The sequence below is a fragment of the Marinomonas rhizomae genome, from assembly GCF_003315485.1.
In the GTDB taxonomy this organism is placed as follows: domain Bacteria; phylum Pseudomonadota; class Gammaproteobacteria; order Pseudomonadales; family Marinomonadaceae; genus Marinomonas; species Marinomonas rhizomae.
Genome location: NZ_QNSE01000005.1, coordinates 145375 through 163810, shown reverse-complemented (window position 1 = coordinate 163810; position 18436 = coordinate 145375). Strand labels below are relative to the sequence as shown.

The following is an 18436-nucleotide window of genomic DNA, read 5'->3' as shown; positions in this document are numbered from 1 at the left end:
AGGCTGGATACATGGAAGTTGAAGACTTATATATTGTCCAAACGTTAACTGAAAATGCCGATTTTTTAGAGCAACTCGGAACCAAAGAGAAGTTTTGGTTCCGAGATTTACTTTCGAAAAATAACCAACGTACATTATTTAAATATTCTCGACCGAATACTGGAGAGCATTGGTCTGAAAAGTGTGCCGAGCAGTTATGTTTATTATTGGGGTTGCCTCATGTCAACTACGATATTGCGATTCATAATGGTAGGTACGGAGTTACTTCTCCTAATATTGTTGATAAAAATGAACACTTAGTGATGGGAAATGAGCTGCTTCATAGAGATGATCCTGATGAATACCCTCGTCCTGTTGATTTTTATGACAATAAACAAAAAGTGACCAGCCATACAGTTACTAGAGTGCTCGCTTTTCTTGAGTTATCTGCGGTTTTACCGCCAAAGTCAGATTTCGATTTGCATGGTTTAGGTGCGGCGGAAGTTTTTGTGGTTATTTGATGTTAGATGCATTAATAAGTAATCAAGATCGGCATCATGAAAATTGGGCTGTGATAGTTGAATCTCAAGAAGGAAAAGCTACTTTTAGACTCTGCCCAACTTATGATCATGCTGCAAGTATGGGTAGAGAGTTATTAGATAAAGAGCGTAATGAAAGATTGACAACCAAAGATAAAAATCGATCTATAGAGCAGTTTGTGCAAAAAGCGCAATCGCAGTTATATAAACTTAAAACAGACAAAAAACCAATGAAAACGGTTGATGCTTTTATTCACGCAGTGCAGAAATATCCAGCAGCAAAGAAGCACTGGCTATCAACGTTAGACTTGCTCACAGAAGTACACATTAAGAGAGTGTTCGATCGAATACCACCTGATCTGATATCAGATATTGGTAGAGATTTTGCCTACAAGGTGGTTATTGAAAATCGAAAAAGGTTATTAAAATATTATGAATAAACAAACTGCATTCTTAACTTGGCAAGACCCAGACTCAAGAGATTGGCATGTGATTGGCGTTTTAGAGTATGAAAAAGAGCAGTATTCCTTTAGATATACACAAGGAAGCAGAGCGACAAATAACTTTGTTCCTTTTAGTGGAATGGAGAATTTAACCAAGGAGTATAGATCTTCAGGATTGTTTCCTGTTTTCCAAAATCGTTTGTTATCTTCCAAACGTCCGGAGTTTCCTAAGTTTATTTCGTGGTTGGGCTTAAATCATGAAACAGCAAATAGTATGGACGTGCTCACCAGATCTGGTGGCGTTCGAGGCACGGATAATTTACAGCTTTTTCCTAAAATTGAGCTTGGGGAGGGTGGTGAATTTGAACATGTGTTTTTTGTTCATGGTGTCCGATATTTGCCAGAGAGCGCACAAAAACGAATTGATTCTCTTAAGTCAGGAGACGTTCTATATGCATGCTTAGATATTCAGAATGAGTTTGATAATAATGCGGTTCTTCTTCGTACGCAAAATCCGCCAGAACTCTTAGGGTATATTCCTAGGTATTTGTCGTTAGAATTATTCTCTATTTTGACTGAAAATCAGAATACTATGTGCTTTAGTGTGGAGCTAATTTCTAATGAAGCGCCTGAGAGTTATAAATTGCTTTGTAGAGTACAAGGAAGCTTACCTACAGAATTACAGCATAGCTTTATGGCTGGTCAAGAATATCAGCCATTAACCGACTAAGGTAATTGAAATTATGACAGTAAAACGCTTTATCGCAGGGGCGGTGTGCCCTCGTTGTAGTGAGATGGATAAAATTCGTGCATGGCGCGACGATGACGCAGAAAAGCAATATCGTGAGTGCATTGCTTGTGGTTACACGGATGAGCAATCGACCATTGTGCAGGCGCAGCCTACTGAGATTCCAACACGAGTGAATACGCCTCACAGCAGCTCACCTCAAGCAGAAGAAATGGTGATTAATTTTATACCGAATCCGGGTTCGACCAAACACTAGAATAATTACAAATTTGAGGGACCTCTTTGTGAAAATGATAGTGGAAGTTATTGGGAGAGTAGATCAAGGTTATAGCAATCCATATGAGTGCCTTGATGAGAGTGGAAATTCTTTTATCGTTAAAGGCTTGCCTCGCTCGAGTCAAGTGAATGAGTGGATATGTGCTAATTTAGCAAAGGCATTTGGCCTGCCAATTGCTGATTATGAGCTGCTCGAAATACCTGAAGAGCTATACCTTGAGTTAGATTTTGATACTCGGTTTGACTTAGGGTGCGGTCCTATTTTTGGTTCGAAGAAGATTTAATTAGCGCAGTGGTTTGAGCCTAAAACGATGAAAAACATCGTCACTGAAGATGAAAAACTAAAAATTTTCCTTTTTGATTATTGGGTGAAAAATGCTGATAGAAACAGTGATAACACGAACCTTTTAGTTAGTGATAGGCGTATTCGGGTTATCGATCATAATTGTGCTTTTGATAAAAAATACACTAGAGATGATGTTTTTAGTCATCTATTTTATGATCAGATTAACAAAAAGCTGCTCAACGATTTGGCGTTTAGAGCCGAGTTGAATAGACATATGGAAGATATTTTACTTAATTTAAATAACATCATTGGTTCTATGCCAGAAGAATGGCAGTATAGTGATTCACCTGTAAATACACTTAAAGCAGATGTTGATCTTGTTGCAATTGAGAGCACTTTAAGCCGTTATACTGACGATGATTTTTGGTTTTTTGTATGAAAAAATATGCTTGTAAATACGTTGTTCTACGCTTTGCTCCCTATAGTGAAACTGGTGAGTTTGCTAATGTGGGTGTACTTCTTTATTCAAAAAGCCATAACTCCTTCGTATTCAAGTTAGATACTGCAGATATTGGTGCTAGGGTATCAAAATTTTTTCATATTGATGATAGGCAAGTGTTCAAATTTGCAATGACCTCTTATCAGAAAGAATTGGCTTTTGTTCAAGAACAAGTCGCTCATCATCACATGAGTGCAGAAGAGGCCTTTGACTTTTTGGTTAAACCTCGTGCAACTTTGTTGCGTTTCAGCGAGGTTCGAACCCTTATAACGGATTCAATTGACGGAACACTTAATAGTGTATTTGCTCGTATGGTCAGTCATAGCTCAGCCTCTCAGGTCAAAAACAGGCTAAAATTAGGTGGTATCTTAAGGTCTCAACTTGATTCTCTGTGTCTTGAATACCCTTTTAGACGACATAAGTTTTCAAAAAGCGTCTTCGAAGTAACCTATGACTTTACTCAGTTAAGTGAGCAAGGTGAACCGTTGAAGTTGATACAGCCTATTGAAATAAAAGACAAACTTACTGCAAAAGAAATTTTCGAAGTAGTAGGTAACAATGAAGTTCGTTTAAATCGTATGGCTAGCTTAGATTTGCTTCCCAAGAGGGTTCTTCTTCCGTTTTCTTTGAATGAAAATAGGACTAAAGAAGCCGAGGAGGCTTGGTCTATTGTTAAAAGTGAGTTGAATCATTTTGGTGAATTAGTTGATATTCATAATAAATCTGCTATTGAGAAATTTGCCAAGCATTGACCAGACGTAATTGAATATAAAAAAACGGATCGACTTTACAATCGATCCGTTTTTTTATTCCTCCAATTTCATTAAATAATGAACGAAATTTTACGCTTTTGTTAACCAAAAAATATCTAACGGTTCGATAAGGCTTAATGCGGGTAGATCTACTAATTCTTTGTTGAGTAAGTTTACTGCTGTGCCTTGCCCTATGAGTTCGCTTAGTGATTTACCTAGTGGAAGATGTCCCAGCGGCACTAGGTGTTCGCTCATGTTAGCGATGACTAATAGAGTTTTGTCGTCCATTTGTCGTTTGAAAGCAAATAGGTGTTGGCTACCTAAGGAAATTAATTCAAATTCTTGCGCAGCAAAAACCGGATTGGCTTTGCGGATTTGAATCATCTCTCGGATCAGCTGAGCGATTCTTCCCTGCGGCGTTTCAATGTCGGCAGCAAGAGCGAAATCATCCTTGGTGAACTTCTTACGATGCACCCAGCGGCTATCTTTTGCTTTCGTCGGATCGCTTAGGTAATCATTGTTGTTGAGTACGCCAAGGTCATCGCCTTGATACAATAAGGGGATGCCGGGCATGGCGAAGTTGATGCCGTTTAATAGGCGAATCCGTTTGATGGCATGATCGAGCAAAATTGGATCATTAGCTTGTATTGCATTCTCGACACCCGCAAGAGACGCTAATGTGCCGCATACTCGGCAATCGCCATTGACTGGGTTTTCTTGGAACGGAACGCCTGCGGCAAAAGAGCCATCGAATTGTCCGGTATAAAACTGATTCAAGAAATGACGGTGGTCATATCCATTCATGCTGAGACGATCAGAAACAGCATCGTCCCATAGCCAGCCAATGTCGTCGTGACAACGTATGTAGTTGACCCAAGTAGTGTGCTCTGGAATCTTAAAGCTACGTTCTAGTGATTGGTATAATAAATTAGTTTGGCGTGTGGCTAAACTTTCCCACAGCAAGGCCATCATGAGAGGGTTATAAGAGAGTGTACATTCATCAGCGCCAATGTATTTATTCACTTCATCAGGGTGAACAATGGCTTCGGATTTAAAAACCACTTGCGGTGCAGCTATGTCTAAGCAGGCTTTGAATGCTTTGATTAAATTGTGAGCCTTAGGTAAGTTCTCACACACAGTGCCTTTTTCTTTCCAAACAAACGCGAGAGCGTCCAAACGTAAAACATCACAACCATTTAAAATAAGGTGTAACATTTCTTCCACGACAGCGACAAAAACCGCTGGATTAGAATAATTCAGATCCCACTGGAATGAATTAAAGGTGGTCCATACATGGCAGTCTAATTCGGGTGAATAAGTGAAGCTACCGCGACGGATTTGCGGAAATATTTCACGCACCGTTTGGTTGTATTCCATGGCGTCTTGCTCGCCCATGAAGTGGTAGTAGTCTTGGAACTCTTGGTCACCTGATTTGGCAGCTTCTGCCCAACGATGCTCGTCTGATGTGTGATTAAAGACAAAATCCAACACCATGCGGATGCCTTTTTTGTGTAGCGCAGAAGCAAGGTCTTTTAAGTCTTTGTTGGTGCCCAAACTAGGTGACACGGTGCGGTAATCTGAAATCGCGTAACCGCCATCGCTATTGCCTTCCGGCGCTAGATAAAGAGGCATTAGATGAACATAGTTAACGCCTAATGACTCAAAATACGGAACTTTTCCGATCAGCGAGCTTAGATCGTCAGCCAGTAAATCAACGTACACAGCAATGCCGACATTTTGATTAGATTCGAACCAATACTCAGCTTTATCTTTGATTTGGGCTGGGCGTTTCTTCTTATGAAAATCGATAAAGGATTGCAGTAACACCTTAAGGTGGTAATGCAGATCAAAGCAGTGTCCATAAAGCGGGAGAAGCTGTTTGAAGAGTGATGCAAAACCTTTTTCTAAGCGCTTAACAAAGATCGTTTTTTGCTGAGAAGTTAGTTGGCTAAAATCTAATTCGGCTAACAAGCGTTGTTGTGTTCTTTGTGCTTCAAAAGCGAAATTCATGACCATATTTTGCCTTGTAGGACGTACTCGTGAAAAACGACGAGTTATCATTATGGTTACCTAGTCTAGAGCGTTAGGCTAAAAATTTGGTTGGAAAGCAGGCTTTAAAAACAAGGCCAGCGTACTTCGTTTTCCATGTAGAAAACGTAGCTTAAGGGGTATGGCGGGTCAATATGGGGGCTTTCTAAATACTGACTTAATTTCCGAGAAGACATGCTTCTCGGAAATGAATCGTCAGATTAGTTGTCAGCGTAACCGCTGCCGATGGCACTGAAAGGCATATCAAGCTCTAATTCGGGGACCTGTAAGCCAATCCACGCTGGAAAGGTGTTGCTGTTTGGACCTGGGAATACTGTGTATTCGTTTGCCCAAGGGTAGCGCTTTACTGCTTCATTTATTTTCGGAATCAATGTTTCCGCTTTTGGGCCAATAATAGAAAGCACTTTTTCTGGCTTCGCGCCAAACCAATAACGGTCAGGTGTGGTTGTTGTATATTCTGATAATGCTGGCAGTCCGCGGTTTACTCGCCAGCCGACCACTTCATGAACTGTGTATTCAGGGGCGTTCTTTTCTTTGGTTGCCACCCAAGTATGGACTGCAAGCCAACCGCGCCAGTTATAGGCGTCAGCGGCATAAAACTCGATGACTGCGCTTTTTTCTGTTTCTGGTGATGGCGCTATGCCAGCGGGCTCACGGCTGGCGGTACGCCAACTATCGTTCGAAGAGCACGCGCTTAAAAATAGGGTGATGAATAGTAGTCCTAGATACTTGGCCATACTTTGTCCTTTATTTTTGATGTCATTAGCATACGAGCATTGCAGAGAATAGGGAGCAATATTTTTCACATAGAGTGATGATTCCCTATTTCTTGTCGAATACAAAAATTGGATATAAAAAAACGCCAGAAGACTGGCGTTTTAGAGTTTTTGTTTCAATGAAACAGCAAATTAGTTCATTTCAGTAATAAAGTCTTCTTTCGCGCGACGCACTTTTTTCAGATCTTTCAACCAATCACCTTCGTCAGCGCGGTAACCCAAAGGAAGCAGAATAACCGAGCGAAGTCCGCGTTCTGTTAAACCTAGAATCTCGTCAACTTTTGCAGGGTCAAAACCTTCTATTGGCGTGCTGTCTACGCCTTCTTCAGCGGCGGCAATCAATGCGGTGCCAAGACCAATGTAAGCTTGACGTGCAGCGTGTTGGTAATTGACTTCAGCATCGCGAGGAGGGTAAGCGCCTAGAATCATCTGGCGGTAGTTTTCCCAGCCTTCGTTTTTAAAGCCACGTTCGTCGTTTACTAGGTCGAACATATTGTTGATGCGCTCTTCCGTGTAGTTGTCCCATGCAGCAAAAACTAAGAGATGAGAACCATCGGTTATTTGAGCTTGGTTCCAAGCATGAGGGACGATAGCTTCACGCAGCGCTTTATTTTTTACGACGATAACTTCGTACGGCTGAAGGCCGCTTGATGTGGCAGTAAGGCGAATGGCCTCTAGAATACGATCTACTTTTTCTTGCTCAACAGCTTTGCTTGAGTCCATTTTTTTTGTGGCATAACGCCAGTTCAATTTCTCTAATAAATTCGACATTTCAATTCCTTGGTAAGGTTTGTGTATGCAAGCAATATGGGGCTGATTTTGCTTGAGTACAAGTCGGATTTTCTGCAGAGAATGAGGAAGTTGAATGATCGGTTAAATGTTGGATTTGGTAGATATATTGCAATAATATCTACAATAATGCCCTGAAATGGTTCATTTTTGAGGCGGGATGCAGTAAGGTGCGGGCTTGAAAATTTCAATGGACCCCCTTCTAATGACATTTGCTCAAAAACCATCACTGTTTCAGCGTTATCTTCGCGGTAGTTTGGTATTACAAATTGCTATCGGTATTCTTTGTGGCGTAGTGCTGGCCTATGTTTCGCCAAGCCTTGCTTTGTCTACGAATCTGCTTGGTGAGTTTTTCGTCAAAGCACTAAAAGCCATTGCACCCATTTTGGTGTTTTTGTTGGTGATGGCATCGATTGCCAATCATAAACAAGCTCAACAAAGCCATATACGCCCTGTAATTGTGCTTTATATTGCGGGTACTTTTGTCGCGGCATTAACGGCTGTGATGTTCAGTTTTGTATTTCCGACGCAATTAAGCTTGGTCTCTCCTGATTTAAGCCAGAGTGCGCCTCAAGGGATTGGCGAAGTATTGCATACCCTGGTGTTTAAAATGGTAGATAACCCAGTCAATGCGTTGGTTCAAGGCAACTATGTCGGCATTTTAACTTGGGCAATTGGTTTTGGCTTGGGCTTGCGTCATGCGTCAGAAGCGACCAAATCTGCGTTGCAGCATATATCGACCAGTGTGACGGGGATTGTCTCCTTCATTATCCGCTTGGCGCCATTTGGTATTTTTGGCTTGGTTGCCAGCACAATAGCGGCAACTGGCTTTGATGCTCTATTTGGTTATTCACATCTGTTAGCCGTATTAATTGGCGCCATGCTCTTTATCGCGTTTGTGACCAATCCACTGTTGGTATTCTGGAAAATTCGTCGTAACCCGTACCCTTTGGTCTTTAAATGCCTAAAAGAAAGTGGAGTGACAGCATTTTTCACTCGTAGTTCTGCGGCTAATATTCCCGTTAACTTGGATCTTTGTAAGCGTTTGGATTTGGATGAAGATACTTATTCTGTATCGATTCCGCTGGGCGCCACGATCAACATGGCAGGCGCGGCCATTACCATTACTGTTTTAACTCTAGCAGCGGTGAATACCTTAGGTATTTCCTTAGATTTTGGTACGGCGCTATTGCTTAGTATGGTTGCTGCCGTGTCTGCATGTGGAGCGTCTGGTGTGGCTGGCGGCTCTTTGCTGTTGATTCCGTTGGCATGTAGCTTATTTAATATTCCTAATGAGATTGCCATGCAAGTGGTGGCGGTTGGTTTTATCATTGGTGTGTTGCAGGATTCAGCTGAAACAGCCTTAAACAGTTCAACAGATGTGTTGTTTACGGCAGCGGCTTGTCTTTCTAACGAAAAAGCGAGTTGAGATTGAGACTTGCTTGGTAAATAGAGTGTAATAAAAGAAAGGGAAGCATTTTGCTTCCCTTTCTTTTTAGCATGGTTTACTCGTCAACTGGTTGCTTTAAAGCTTGAATTGAGTAGCCTGTTGATCAAGCCGAACGGACAGTTTCTGCAAGTTAGTACTTGATGCTGTGAGTTCATTGGCAATTTCAGAAATTTCTGTTGTTAGCTTCGTTTTATTAACCAACCACTATCATGCTCTGATCTTGACTTGTTTTGCAAGATAGGAGAAGCATGGTGGATTATATAAGAAAGTTATATTTATGCAGGTTGTTTTTTGTACCCTATTAGTCGCTTATCTGATGAAAAATCCCATCTATAACGCCGTTTAAATGATGCAAAACTATTTTATTGAATAAGCTAAGGAGTTTTCATTGAGCAGTACATTCCGGTCTCTCTCTAATCCAAATTATCGTCTTTGGTTTGGAAGTGCAGCGATTTCGAATATTGGCGCTTGGTTGCAACGAACCGCTCAGGATTGGATCGTTATTGCGGAGTTGTCGGATAAAAATGCGTCAGCTGTGGGGCTGGTGGTTTTTTTGCAATTTGCGCCACAAATTTTGTTATTGCCTATCACTGGCTGGACCGCAGATCGTATGGATCGCCGTAAGCTACTTTTTATTACTCAGAGTTTAATGGCAACGCTTGCTTTGATATTGGGTCTGTTGGTGTTAAGTGGCCACGTTGTGCTTTGGCAAGTGTGTGCTTGTGCCTTCGCTTTAGGTTGTGTGGCTGCGTTTGATGCCCCTGCACGTCATGCCTTTGTGTCTGACATTGTCAGTGAGAAAGAGTTATCAAATGCGGTAGGGCTAAATTCAGTGGCGTTTAATTCTGCTCGTTTGGTTGGGCCAGCCATTGCAGGGGTGTTAATTGCTTTGATCGGAACTGGTTGGGTGTTCATGATCAATGTGCTGTCTTTTATTCCGTTATTAATTTCTCTACAGGTATTTAAAAAACGCTTGCCAGCGGTTGTTGCTGATAACAGCAAAGTAGCACCTGATATGGCGAAGTTTTTAGATGGTTTTCGTTATATTTGGCAGCATCGTGAGATGGCTATCATATTGATGATGTCTTTCTTGATTTGTAGTTTAGGGATGAATTTTTCCGTGTATTTATCGGCGATGACGGTCCATGTTTTTCAAGGTCATGCAGATCAATACGGTTTCTTGATTTCCATGATGGCAATTGGTTCTATCTCTGGGGCTATGGTGACAGCAAGCCGTCGTTCGTCACCGTCATTTCGCTTTATGATTTATGTGGCTGCGATGTTTGCAGTAAGCTGTTTTCTAGTCTCTATCAGTACATCATTTTTGGCATTTGCCGCCTTACTTATTCTACTTGGCCTGAGTTTACAGCTGTTTACTACCTCCACCGCATCTTACATGCAGGTGGCTACCGAAAAGCGTTATCGTGGTCGAGTGATGGCTGTGGTGTTGGCAACAGCGCTGGGGAGTACGGCATTAGGCGCGCCCTTAGTCGGCTGGGTGGCGGATGTGCTGGGTGCCCGTTGGGCGATTGGTATGGGCAGCTTCTCTGGCATTGCCGCTGCCTTGTTGGGTTTTTGGTTTTTGCGCAGACAAACGAAAGCTGAATTGAAAAATACAATGCTTTAGTTCAGCGTGAAGTGCTTAAATAAATAGCAGTCGTCTATAGTGATTATTTAGTGTACTTTTTATACATAGCGTCGCATGAAGCGGTTCACTCTTTTGAATAATTCTAAAAATATTGACGGAGAAATCTATGTCACAGCATCTCGTATTGAGTTTTATTGGAGAAGATCGTCCCGGTCTTGTTGAGCGTTTATCTGACACCATCGCTCGTCATCATGGTAATTGGTTAGAAAGCCGTATGGCGCATTTGGCTGACAAGTTTGCTGGCATTCTGATTTTTTCCGTCCCTCTTGAACATCAAGAAGACTTAGTTAATGCATTACAAAATTTTGAATCGTTGGGTTTGCAGGTCACGATTGAAGTGGCGAATCAGAGCGCTTCAGAAGGCTCAACATTGTCTTTGTCTGTTGTCGGCAATGATCGGCCGGGGATAGTGAAGGAAGTTTCTCAAGTGCTGCATTCATTAATGGTTAACGTCAAAGAACTAACCACCACTTGCGAACCTGCGCCGATGAGTTCCGATATGTTGTTTAAAACCGAGATGGTGCTGGCAGTCCCAAAAGATCTACCTTTGTCTGAACTGGAAGCCGCTTTAGAAAAGATCAGCAGCGATTTAATGGTGGAGCTATCTGTTAATCAATTTGCTTAGCGGCTTCATGTATATGCTCTTTTGTTGTTACTTCAGCGCGGTGTTTCATTAAATCGATTGATCATAAAGTCGATTAACAAGCGCAAGCGCAGTGGCATGTTGTTACGATCTCGATAGAGCATTTGGCAGCCTCTAGGTTGGTTGCTCCATTCAGGCAGCACTTGTCGAAGCTCACCTGAGTCAATCAAGGGTTTTGCATGGTAATTCGGCATGAAACCAATGCCAATACCGTCTTGTATGGCGCGAGTGAGTAAACTTATGTCGTCTACTTTGAGACGAATATTGCTGGTTGGTCTATGCGTTTCCAGCTTTCCTGACGTATTGTGTTGTAGCTTCCAAGTGGACATAGGCGAGCATAATACCGTGGGAAACCCTTCCAAGTTGCTGGGCGTTTTTAAACTAGATAGGTCTAAATGGGCAGAACCACAGATAACAAAGCGAATATCCGTTAAGTGCCTGCCAATCCAATGGTCTGCATTATGGTCACCGACGCGAAAGGCGATGTCGATGGCTTCTTCTTCAATATCTATTGTTTGATTCGAAAGGCGTAAGTCTAAATGAATGTCAGGGTATTGGTTTAAAAAGGCATTAAAATGCGGCGCTAGAACATGTACACCAAAATTCACGGGTGCCGAGATCTTAATAGAACCTTTTGCTTGTATTTTATCTTGTAAAAGGCATTCTGCTACATCCTCCAATTCGTCAAAAAGGGGCCGACTTCTTTCGTAATAGCGCTGTCCTGAATGAGTTAGTTGTACTCGATGCGCATCGCGGTTGAGTAATCGAATGCCCAAATCATCTTCCAGCTTTGCGATGCGTCGACTTAATGTGGAAAGAGGTATTTCCAGCGTAGTGGAAGCCTGTTTAAAACTGCCATGCTGTGCAACAGCGCAAAAACAACGCATATCATCAAGGGAATAATTAAATTTCATATTTGGAATCTGTGGTCTCGTTTTTGTCTATTTATACCGTATTTAAAATCTATACACTGTCTCTCATGTTTTCTCAAGTCCTATTATGGAGCCAGATATGAACCGTTCGGCGAATATGAATGCCGTGTTGTTATTAATGTTATGTGCGTTTTTTTGGGGAGCCTGCTTTCCTGTTGGCAAACATGCATTGGGAGAAGTAAATGCGCTAACTTTAGTGATTTGGCGTTTTGCTATTGCAGCTCTTTGTCTTTTTGTTTATGCCAAATGGAAAAACATGCCCATGCCTAGCCTAACGGTGAAACAATGGGCGTGGGCAATTGCTGTGTCGATCCTTGGGGTTGGCGGTTTGAACCTCGGCTTGTTTACTGGGTTGGCGCAAACCGATGCCAGTAATGGCGCTTTAATCATGGCACTCAGCCCGTTAGCAACGTCGCTGATTGGCTCTTTATTGCAACGTAAACTGCCTGCCCGTAGTGCTGTGTTTAGTCTAGTTGTGTGTTTGTCTGGCGTTCTGCTTGTGCTTACCAATGGCGAGTTAAAGCGGTTATTGGGTTTTGAGTTCAACCACGGTGATCAAATGATTTTTCTGGGGATGTTGTGCTGGAGCCTTTATACCTATTTAACGCAAGGCGTGAGCCGCTGGATGCCGATGATTCCTTATACCTTAGTTGGTATGTTATCAGGGTTAGGGGTGATTTCTTTGGTGGCTGCGTTGAGCACAGAGATACACCCTTTACAAGAAAGCTTGCTAATAAGCCGAGGCGTTTTAGGCGACTTATTGTTCATCGGTGTGTTTGGTACCGTGGGTGGTTACTTGTTGTGGATATCAGGCGTCAAGCAGTTGGGTGCTGCCAACGCCTCGTTGTTCTTTAATTTTGTTCCTGTCTTTGCCGCATTGACGGCCTTTGCTTACGGTCAAACTGTGACAAGTTTGCAGTTGCTAGGTGTGGCAATCGTGATAGCTGGTTTATTGCTACCAAGGATCGTTAAATGGCGGCAACAAGGCTTTAACCGTGGGGAAGCTAGGTCGGTTAGCTAAGCGGTTATTAAGTCAGAGTGATTCGATGTTTTCCAAGCACCACTCGGCTCTTTGCAAAACAGCGTACTTTTGTGCGTCGTTTTGCTTATCCCAATTTCCGTAAATCATGCCGATGCGTGGATTTTTTCCAAGCCGCTCTCGGTGTTTCACCATAAAGTGCCAATATAAACTGTTGAGAGGGCAAGACTCGTCGCTGGTTTTCTCTTTTACTTTGTAATGGCAATCACCGCAGTAATCGCTCATTTTGTGTATATAACTTCCGCTTGCGGCATAAGGTTTGGAGGCAATCCAACCACCATCGGCAAATTGACTCATGCCGCGTGTATTGGGCAATTCCACCCATTCGAGTGCGTCGATGTAAATGCCTAAATACCATTCGTCGACTTGTTGCGGCTGAATTTCGGTTAATAAACAAAAGTTACCTGTCACCATTAGACGTTGAATATGGTGAGCGTAAGCATAATCGAGAGATTGCCCAATGGCGCTGGCAAGGCATTTCATCTTAGTTTGCCCTGTCCAGAAATAGCTAGGCAAATCTCGCTCGGCGTTTAATTCGTTCTGTTGTTGATAATCTGGCATGTTGATCCAATACATACCTCGTACGTATTCACGCCAGCCGAGAATTTGCCTGACAAACCCTTCTATTTGTGCAATGTCGATGGCGTCGTTTTCGTGATAAGCCGAGACCGCCGCTTTGATTACGTGTTTTGGGCTGATCAATTTAACATTGAGTGCAAAAGACAAACGGCAATGGTACAGACTCCAACTGTGTGGCGTTTTGTTTGTCATGGCATCTTGAAAACGACCAAAGTTCGGTAGTAAGTTCTCGCAGAAAAAGGCTAATAGGTTCAAGGCGTCTTGGCTGGTCACAGGCCAAAGTAAATTGGATTCGGCATTGCCAAGGGAGGGGATATTGTGACGCTGGAGGCGTTCTAGCAAATGGCGCATATCGTGCTGAAAAGATAAAGGTGTTGGAATCTCGTTTAGGTCCTTTGTCTTGAGTTTGTTCCGGTTAGCGCTGTCGTAATTCCACTTTCCGCCTTCAGGTTGGCCATTCTCATCCATCAAGACGTTAAAACGCTGTCGCATTTTTCGATAGAAGTTTTCCATGCGAACACTGTGCTTAGGTTTGAAATGACGTGAAATGTCCTCAAAAGGCAGTAAAAAATGCTCGCTGTCTACCATGCAAAATTTAGGCTTTAAGTTTCTAGCGATCAGCTGGTGATATTGTTGTAAAACGCGATATTCATCGGGACGTTGTAGTTCTACATGGTCGATATTATGTTGCTTGGCGAGGTTTAAAACTACTTCTTCTAGGCTCTGGTTTTGAGTGTCATCTAAAGTTAGGTAGCACACGTCATGGCCGTTTTCTTTTAAGGCGCTAGTAAAGCGTTGCATTGCAAGAAAAAACGCACAGAGCTTCTGAATATGATGGGTGACATAGGTGGCTTCTGGGTGTAATTCGGCAATTAAATAGAGCACACCTTGATCCTGCTGTTTGAACCAAGAGTGCGTGGCGTTTAGTTGATCGCCAAGGATGACACGCAATGTGTGATAAGAGTTGTTCAATTTGTCCGGCCTTTGTACTTAATCGCTTTGATTGATGTTATTACGCAAATCATCGCTGTTTGGTTCTCTGTCTTCGTCACAGCGTAGTCACAAGGGGCTGAGAAAAGCACTTTTGAGCAAACTCAAATGTATCTATTTGTAATTATTTTGAAAAAAATGACATAGAAATCATAATGTTGAGCGAAAAATAACAAATCTAATTTGCTCTATAGGTCAAATAAAATGACACAGATCAATGAATGGTGTTTTTCGTTCTAAATTGCTATGTGTTTTTGTTAATCACTATATAGTGCTGTTCCCTGATATAAGCCAAATTAATGGTTCAGCTTCATTGACTTCATAATCTAATAAAAATGATAACTGTTGAGATAACATGAAAAGAAACCTACCCGTTTCGAGCACAGAGCGCACTTTTCCGGAAGGCGTTAAACTTATTTCTGTGACTGATCTAAAAGGAAAAATATTGGATTGTAATACGGCATTTGTTGATGTCAGTGGTTACAATAAAAAAGAGCTGATTGGTCAGCCTCATAATCTGGTTCGGCACCCAGATATGCCCTCCGCGGCATTTGACGTGATGTGGACACAGTTGAAGGCAGGTTTTCCTTGGATGGGCCTGGTAAAAAACCGTTGTAAAAACGGTGATTTTTATTGGGTTGATGCCTATGTAATGCCTATCACTGAAAACGGCCACACGGTAGGATACGAATCGGTTCGCATTTGTCCTAAACGGGAAGATGTAAAGCGTGCAGAAACCGTTTATCGAAAAATAAATGAGAATAAATCCAGTTTCAATCCTAGTGGTCTATTTAACCTCGAACATATTTTGCTCGTATTATCCGCCGTGATCATCGGTTTAACCGTATGGCTAGGCTCTTTCGAAAGCGCGTTGTTTCTATTCTCGTTTTTATTGTCTGTTTATGTGGTGGTTTTAAAGCGCCAACAAGGTAAGTTTTTAGGTTATTTACAACATAAATTAGGCAAAGCTGCATTTAAACACCCTGTCGCAACAGCGACTTATACCCGTCAGTCGTCCACTGTTGGTGACATCTCGGTTGGCATTAAAAGCTTACATTCAAGACTTGGCACCATACTTACCCGAATTGAAAACGGTGCCTCTGAAGTCGAAAAAGAAATGAAGATGTCCTATTCCTCTATTTCCAGCGCCAAAGTCAAAATACAGCATCAGCAAGAAGAAACTGATTTAATCGCAACGTCAATGACGGAAATGTCGTCTACCATTTCAGAAGTGTCGCAAAATATCGCAGAAACGGCGGAGTACGCGAGTAAAGCCTCTGATATTACTCAACACGCCGCGATTGCGGGAAATGACGCAAGGCTATCGATTGAGACATTGAACGCCACGGTAATGAGCATTGGCGAGTCGGTGAATCACGTAGCGGCGCTGGCTGATAAAATATCTACGTCGAGCAATTTGATTGATCAAATTGCCGAACAGACCAATTTATTGGCACTGAACGCTGCCATCGAAGCGGCGCGTGCGGGAGAGTATGGTCGAGGTTTTGCCGTGGTCGCTGATGAGGTGCGTCATCTGGCATCCAAAACACAATCATTAACTCAGGAAATCGACAAAGCTATAGAGGACCTATTAAAGGGGGTGAAAGCGACCTCGAAAGTGGCTGAAGAAGGTGTGATTATGTCCAAAGAAAGCTTAAGTAAAGTGGCCGTAGAAGATGAGCTGGTGAAAGAAGTTAATCTTGTTGTCGGCGAGATCGCCGCCCGTTCATTGCAAATGGCGGCCGCTACTCAGCAGCAATCTATCGTGATTGAAGAAACCAGTCATCAAGTACATAAGATCGCGAAGTTAGGTCATGAAAACACACAAAAAATGGAATCCACCGAAGCATCTCTTTTGCGCTCAACAGAATCCACTAAAGCATTGTACGAATTGGTTAAAAGGTTCAAGTAACAGATTATGGCGATAGACAAGGAAGGCTCCCTCTACAAAGCACTGTTTGAAGCGGCAGCGGATGGCATCATTATTATTAATGCTCGTGGCATTATTCAATCTTTTTCGCCTTCGGCTGAATTGCTGTTTGGTTATAGCGAAGCCGACGTATTTGGTCAGAATGTCTCCATATTGATGCCAAAAAGTGACGCAGACCGACACGATGGCTACCTGAAAAACTATCTTGATTCCGGCAAAGCCGCGATCATTGGCAAAGGTCGGGAAGTGACCGCGATGAAAAAGAGCGGCCAACTTTTTCAAATGCATTTATCTGTCGGACGAGCCGAAACACCAGAAGGTCAGCCATTTTTTGTGGGTATTTGCCATGATTTGTCTATGTATCAAAATGTGGTCGAACAATTAGAACGAGTGGACGTTCGTTACCGCAATGTATTTGATTCTGAAGGGCTTTTTATTGTTCGGATTTCCTTGGAAGGCACCATTATTTTGTCTAATAGGTCCTTTTCGCAACAATTTCATACCAATGAAATTGCCGGTGATGACTTTTTAGGTTGCGTGGCATCATCTTCAAAAAGAGACGCGCAGGTGCTGTTTTCGTTATCTGAAAATGGCTTTAAAAATGAATTAAAAATGTCCTTGATGATGAAAGCTTCCTCGTCTCATACGGAAGTAGAATGGCGGTTTAAATTAGTAAAAGACAACATCGGCTATCACATTCAAGGAGTGGGCATTGATGTGTCAGAAAAAGTGGTCGCCGCTAACGAAGCCTTCTTTTTGAGAAACTTTGATTCGGTCACCAAGTTGCCACAGCTCGATTATGTTCAACAGCTGTTTGATGGCAATCAAGTTGAAAACGCCTTGTTTTGTTTTATGGTGTTTGAACTGACGGATTTCGATCGTATTCGAAAACTAAACGGCGAAGTGTTGGCCGATAGAATGTTGGAAGAATTGGCGCGCTCCTTAGAAGATCAAGTCAGTTACCTGCATTGCAGCCGTTTACAAGCCAGCCGATTTTTGCTCATTTTTGTTGTTGATACTACGCAAAATTTGGAGCGGCAAGTAGAGGATAAAGCCACCACTTTACACACAGAATTACAGCGTACCGTTGGAGACATTAGTTCAGATATTCGTGTTGGTAGTGCGTATTTCGCCAAAAACAAAGACACTTTTAGTGACGTGGTTGAGCGTGCGCTGATGGCAATCGAATACTCTCGTCAAAATATGTTGTTTTTATCCTGTTATAACGAATCGATTCACCGAGCCGCAGATCGTAAAAAAGGCATTCAAAAAGCGCTCATCAAAGCCATTAAAAATGTCGAGATTGATGTGTATTTTCAGCCCAAAATTGACCTTAGACACAATTGTGTTGTGGCCTATGAAGCACTAATGCGTTGGTTTAGCGATGACTATGGCTTTGTTCCACCTTGGGAAGTGATCGAAGCCGCGCAAGAGTTGAATCTGCCTATTGAGTTAGACAAGTGCGTGATGAATAAAACCTTGTCGATCATCAAAGCCAATTCATCGATATTTAATGCCGATACGCCAGTGGCGATTAACCTCTCAGCGAAGAGTTTTGGTATGAAGTGTATTATTGATGAGCTGATTGAAAAAATAAACGCACATGACATTGACCCCAAATCGATTGAAGTCGAAGTCACGGAAGATGCCTTGCTCACCATTGGTGATCAGGTGAAATCAAACGCTTCTGCATTGAGAGAGGCGGGAGTCAAAATCTGCTTAGACGACTTTGGTACCGGTTATTCTGCCTTGAGTTACTTAGGAAAATTGCCTCTGGATAACCTTAAAATTGACCGCAGTTTCGTCATCGAGTCGGAGCAAGAAAGTGGCCGTTTGATGTTGGAAGCCATCGTATCAATCGCAAAGTCATTCCATTTAACGGTCACCGCAGAAGGTATTGAGACGCCGGAACAGCAAGCTTTCCTAGCGAACATTGGTTGTGAATACGCGCAGGGTTTTTATTACTCTAAAGCCATTCCAGTGGTGGATATTCCCCAATGGGTAGTACTTAGCCCCGTAACCAATTGAGATTAGAGTGTTACTAGCCTTTTTTGGGGGCCACCCGTTTGGCTGCTTCTGTTTAGTTGCT

General features: G+C 42.4%; 16 protein-coding genes and 1 pseudogene. 12 read left to right on the top strand and 5 right to left on the bottom strand.

Annotation, left to right across the window (positions count from 1 at the left end; genetic code table 11):
- Positions 1 to 11: 11 nt before the first annotated feature.
- The 6 genes and pseudogenes from DFP80_RS20810 (at position 12) to DFP80_RS07545 (ending at position 3522) form a co-directional block, all read left to right on the top strand.
- Positions 12 to 500: a hypothetical protein gene (locus tag DFP80_RS20810; protein WP_206610587.1), complete on the top strand. Its 489-nt coding sequence runs from the start codon at positions 12 to 14 to the stop codon at positions 498 to 500.
- Complete coding sequence (locus tag DFP80_RS20805) at positions 500 to 958, top strand: HipA domain-containing protein (RefSeq protein ID WP_206610588.1); 459 nt, start codon at positions 500 to 502, stop codon at positions 956 to 958. Before DFP80_RS20810 ends, DFP80_RS20805 begins: the two co-directional genes overlap by 1 nt.
- Positions 951 to 1691, top strand: coding sequence for an HIRAN domain-containing protein (locus DFP80_RS07565; RefSeq protein ID WP_113916198.1), 741 nt, complete (start codon positions 951 to 953; stop codon positions 1689 to 1691). The genes DFP80_RS20805 and DFP80_RS07565 overlap by 8 nt, the downstream gene beginning before the upstream one ends.
- A gap of 13 nt (positions 1692 to 1704) precedes the next feature.
- Positions 1705 to 1965, top strand: a complete 261-nt coding sequence (locus DFP80_RS07560; RefSeq protein WP_113916197.1) for a YheV family putative zinc ribbon protein — start codon at positions 1705 to 1707, stop codon at positions 1963 to 1965.
- 34 nt (positions 1966 to 1999) lie between these two features.
- Positions 2000 to 2710 (top strand): annotated as a pseudogene (locus DFP80_RS20985) (HipA family kinase).
- Positions 2707 to 3522, top strand: a complete 816-nt coding sequence (locus tag DFP80_RS07545; protein ID WP_113916194.1) for a DUF3037 domain-containing protein — start codon at positions 2707 to 2709, stop codon at positions 3520 to 3522. The pseudogene DFP80_RS20985 and the gene DFP80_RS07545 overlap by 4 nt, the downstream one beginning before the upstream one ends.
- 90 nt (positions 3523 to 3612) lie before the next feature.
- Here the strand turns inward: DFP80_RS07545 and DFP80_RS07540 are convergent, their stop codons facing one another.
- The 3 genes from DFP80_RS07540 to DFP80_RS07530 form a co-directional block, all read right to left on the bottom strand.
- The gene (locus DFP80_RS07540; RefSeq protein ID WP_241560238.1) at positions 3613 to 5583 is read right to left on the bottom strand and encodes an alpha-amylase family protein; all 1971 of its coding nucleotides are present in this window, start codon (positions 5581 to 5583) and stop codon (positions 3613 to 3615) included.
- A gap of 188 nt (positions 5584 to 5771) precedes the next feature.
- The gene (locus tag DFP80_RS07535) at positions 5772 to 6308 is read right to left on the bottom strand and encodes a DUF3750 domain-containing protein (RefSeq protein WP_113916192.1); all 537 of its coding nucleotides are present in this window, start codon (positions 6306 to 6308) and stop codon (positions 5772 to 5774) included.
- Positions 6309 to 6479: 171 nt separating this feature from the next.
- Entirely contained in the window at positions 6480 to 7118 is a 639-nt protein-coding gene (locus DFP80_RS07530; protein ID WP_113916191.1) for an NAD(P)H-dependent oxidoreductase, read from the bottom strand.
- A gap of 223 nt (positions 7119 to 7341) precedes the next feature.
- Between DFP80_RS07530 and sstT the strand changes: the two genes are divergently transcribed.
- The 3 genes from sstT to DFP80_RS07515 all read left to right on the top strand — a co-directional run bounded on the left by sstT (position 7342) and on the right by DFP80_RS07515 (position 10859).
- On the top strand, positions 7342 to 8565 hold the full coding sequence (gene sstT, locus DFP80_RS07525) for a serine/threonine transporter SstT (RefSeq protein ID WP_258546977.1): 1224 nt from the start codon (positions 7342 to 7344) through the stop codon (positions 8563 to 8565).
- A 409-nt stretch (positions 8566 to 8974) separates the two neighbouring features.
- Positions 8975 to 10213 carry an MFS transporter gene (locus tag DFP80_RS07520; RefSeq protein WP_113916189.1) on the top strand — a complete coding sequence of 413 codons (1239 nt, stop codon included), beginning with the start codon at positions 8975 to 8977 and terminating at the stop codon, positions 10211 to 10213.
- Positions 10214 to 10340: 127 nt separating this feature from the next.
- Positions 10341 to 10859, top strand: a complete 519-nt coding sequence (locus tag DFP80_RS07515) for a glycine cleavage system transcriptional repressor (protein ID WP_113916188.1) — start codon at positions 10341 to 10343, stop codon at positions 10857 to 10859.
- 32 nt (positions 10860 to 10891) lie between these two features.
- Here DFP80_RS07515 and DFP80_RS07510 read toward each other — a convergent pair whose 3' ends face one another.
- The gene (locus DFP80_RS07510) at positions 10892 to 11791 is read right to left on the bottom strand and encodes a LysR family transcriptional regulator (protein ID WP_113916187.1); all 900 of its coding nucleotides are present in this window, start codon (positions 11789 to 11791) and stop codon (positions 10892 to 10894) included.
- 97 nt (positions 11792 to 11888) lie between these two features.
- Between DFP80_RS07510 and DFP80_RS07505 the strand changes: the two genes are divergently transcribed.
- Complete coding sequence (locus tag DFP80_RS07505; protein ID WP_113916186.1) at positions 11889 to 12830, top strand: DMT family transporter; 942 nt, start codon at positions 11889 to 11891, stop codon at positions 12828 to 12830.
- A 12-nt stretch (positions 12831 to 12842) separates the two neighbouring features.
- Here the strand turns inward: DFP80_RS07505 and DFP80_RS07500 are convergent, their stop codons facing one another.
- Positions 12843 to 14399: a cryptochrome/photolyase family protein gene (locus DFP80_RS07500; RefSeq protein ID WP_113916185.1), complete on the bottom strand. Its 1557-nt coding sequence runs from the start codon at positions 14397 to 14399 to the stop codon at positions 12843 to 12845.
- Positions 14400 to 14772: 373 nt separating this feature from the next.
- Here DFP80_RS07500 and DFP80_RS07495 point away from each other — a divergent pair, with 373 nt between their 5' ends.
- On the top strand, positions 14773 to 16329 hold the full coding sequence (locus DFP80_RS07495) for a methyl-accepting chemotaxis protein (protein ID WP_113916184.1): 1557 nt from the start codon (positions 14773 to 14775) through the stop codon (positions 16327 to 16329).
- A 6-nt stretch (positions 16330 to 16335) separates the two neighbouring features.
- Positions 16336 to 18375, top strand: a complete 2040-nt coding sequence (locus DFP80_RS07490; protein WP_113916183.1) for an EAL domain-containing protein — start codon at positions 16336 to 16338, stop codon at positions 18373 to 18375.
- The last annotated feature ends 61 nt before the right edge of the window (positions 18376 to 18436 follow it).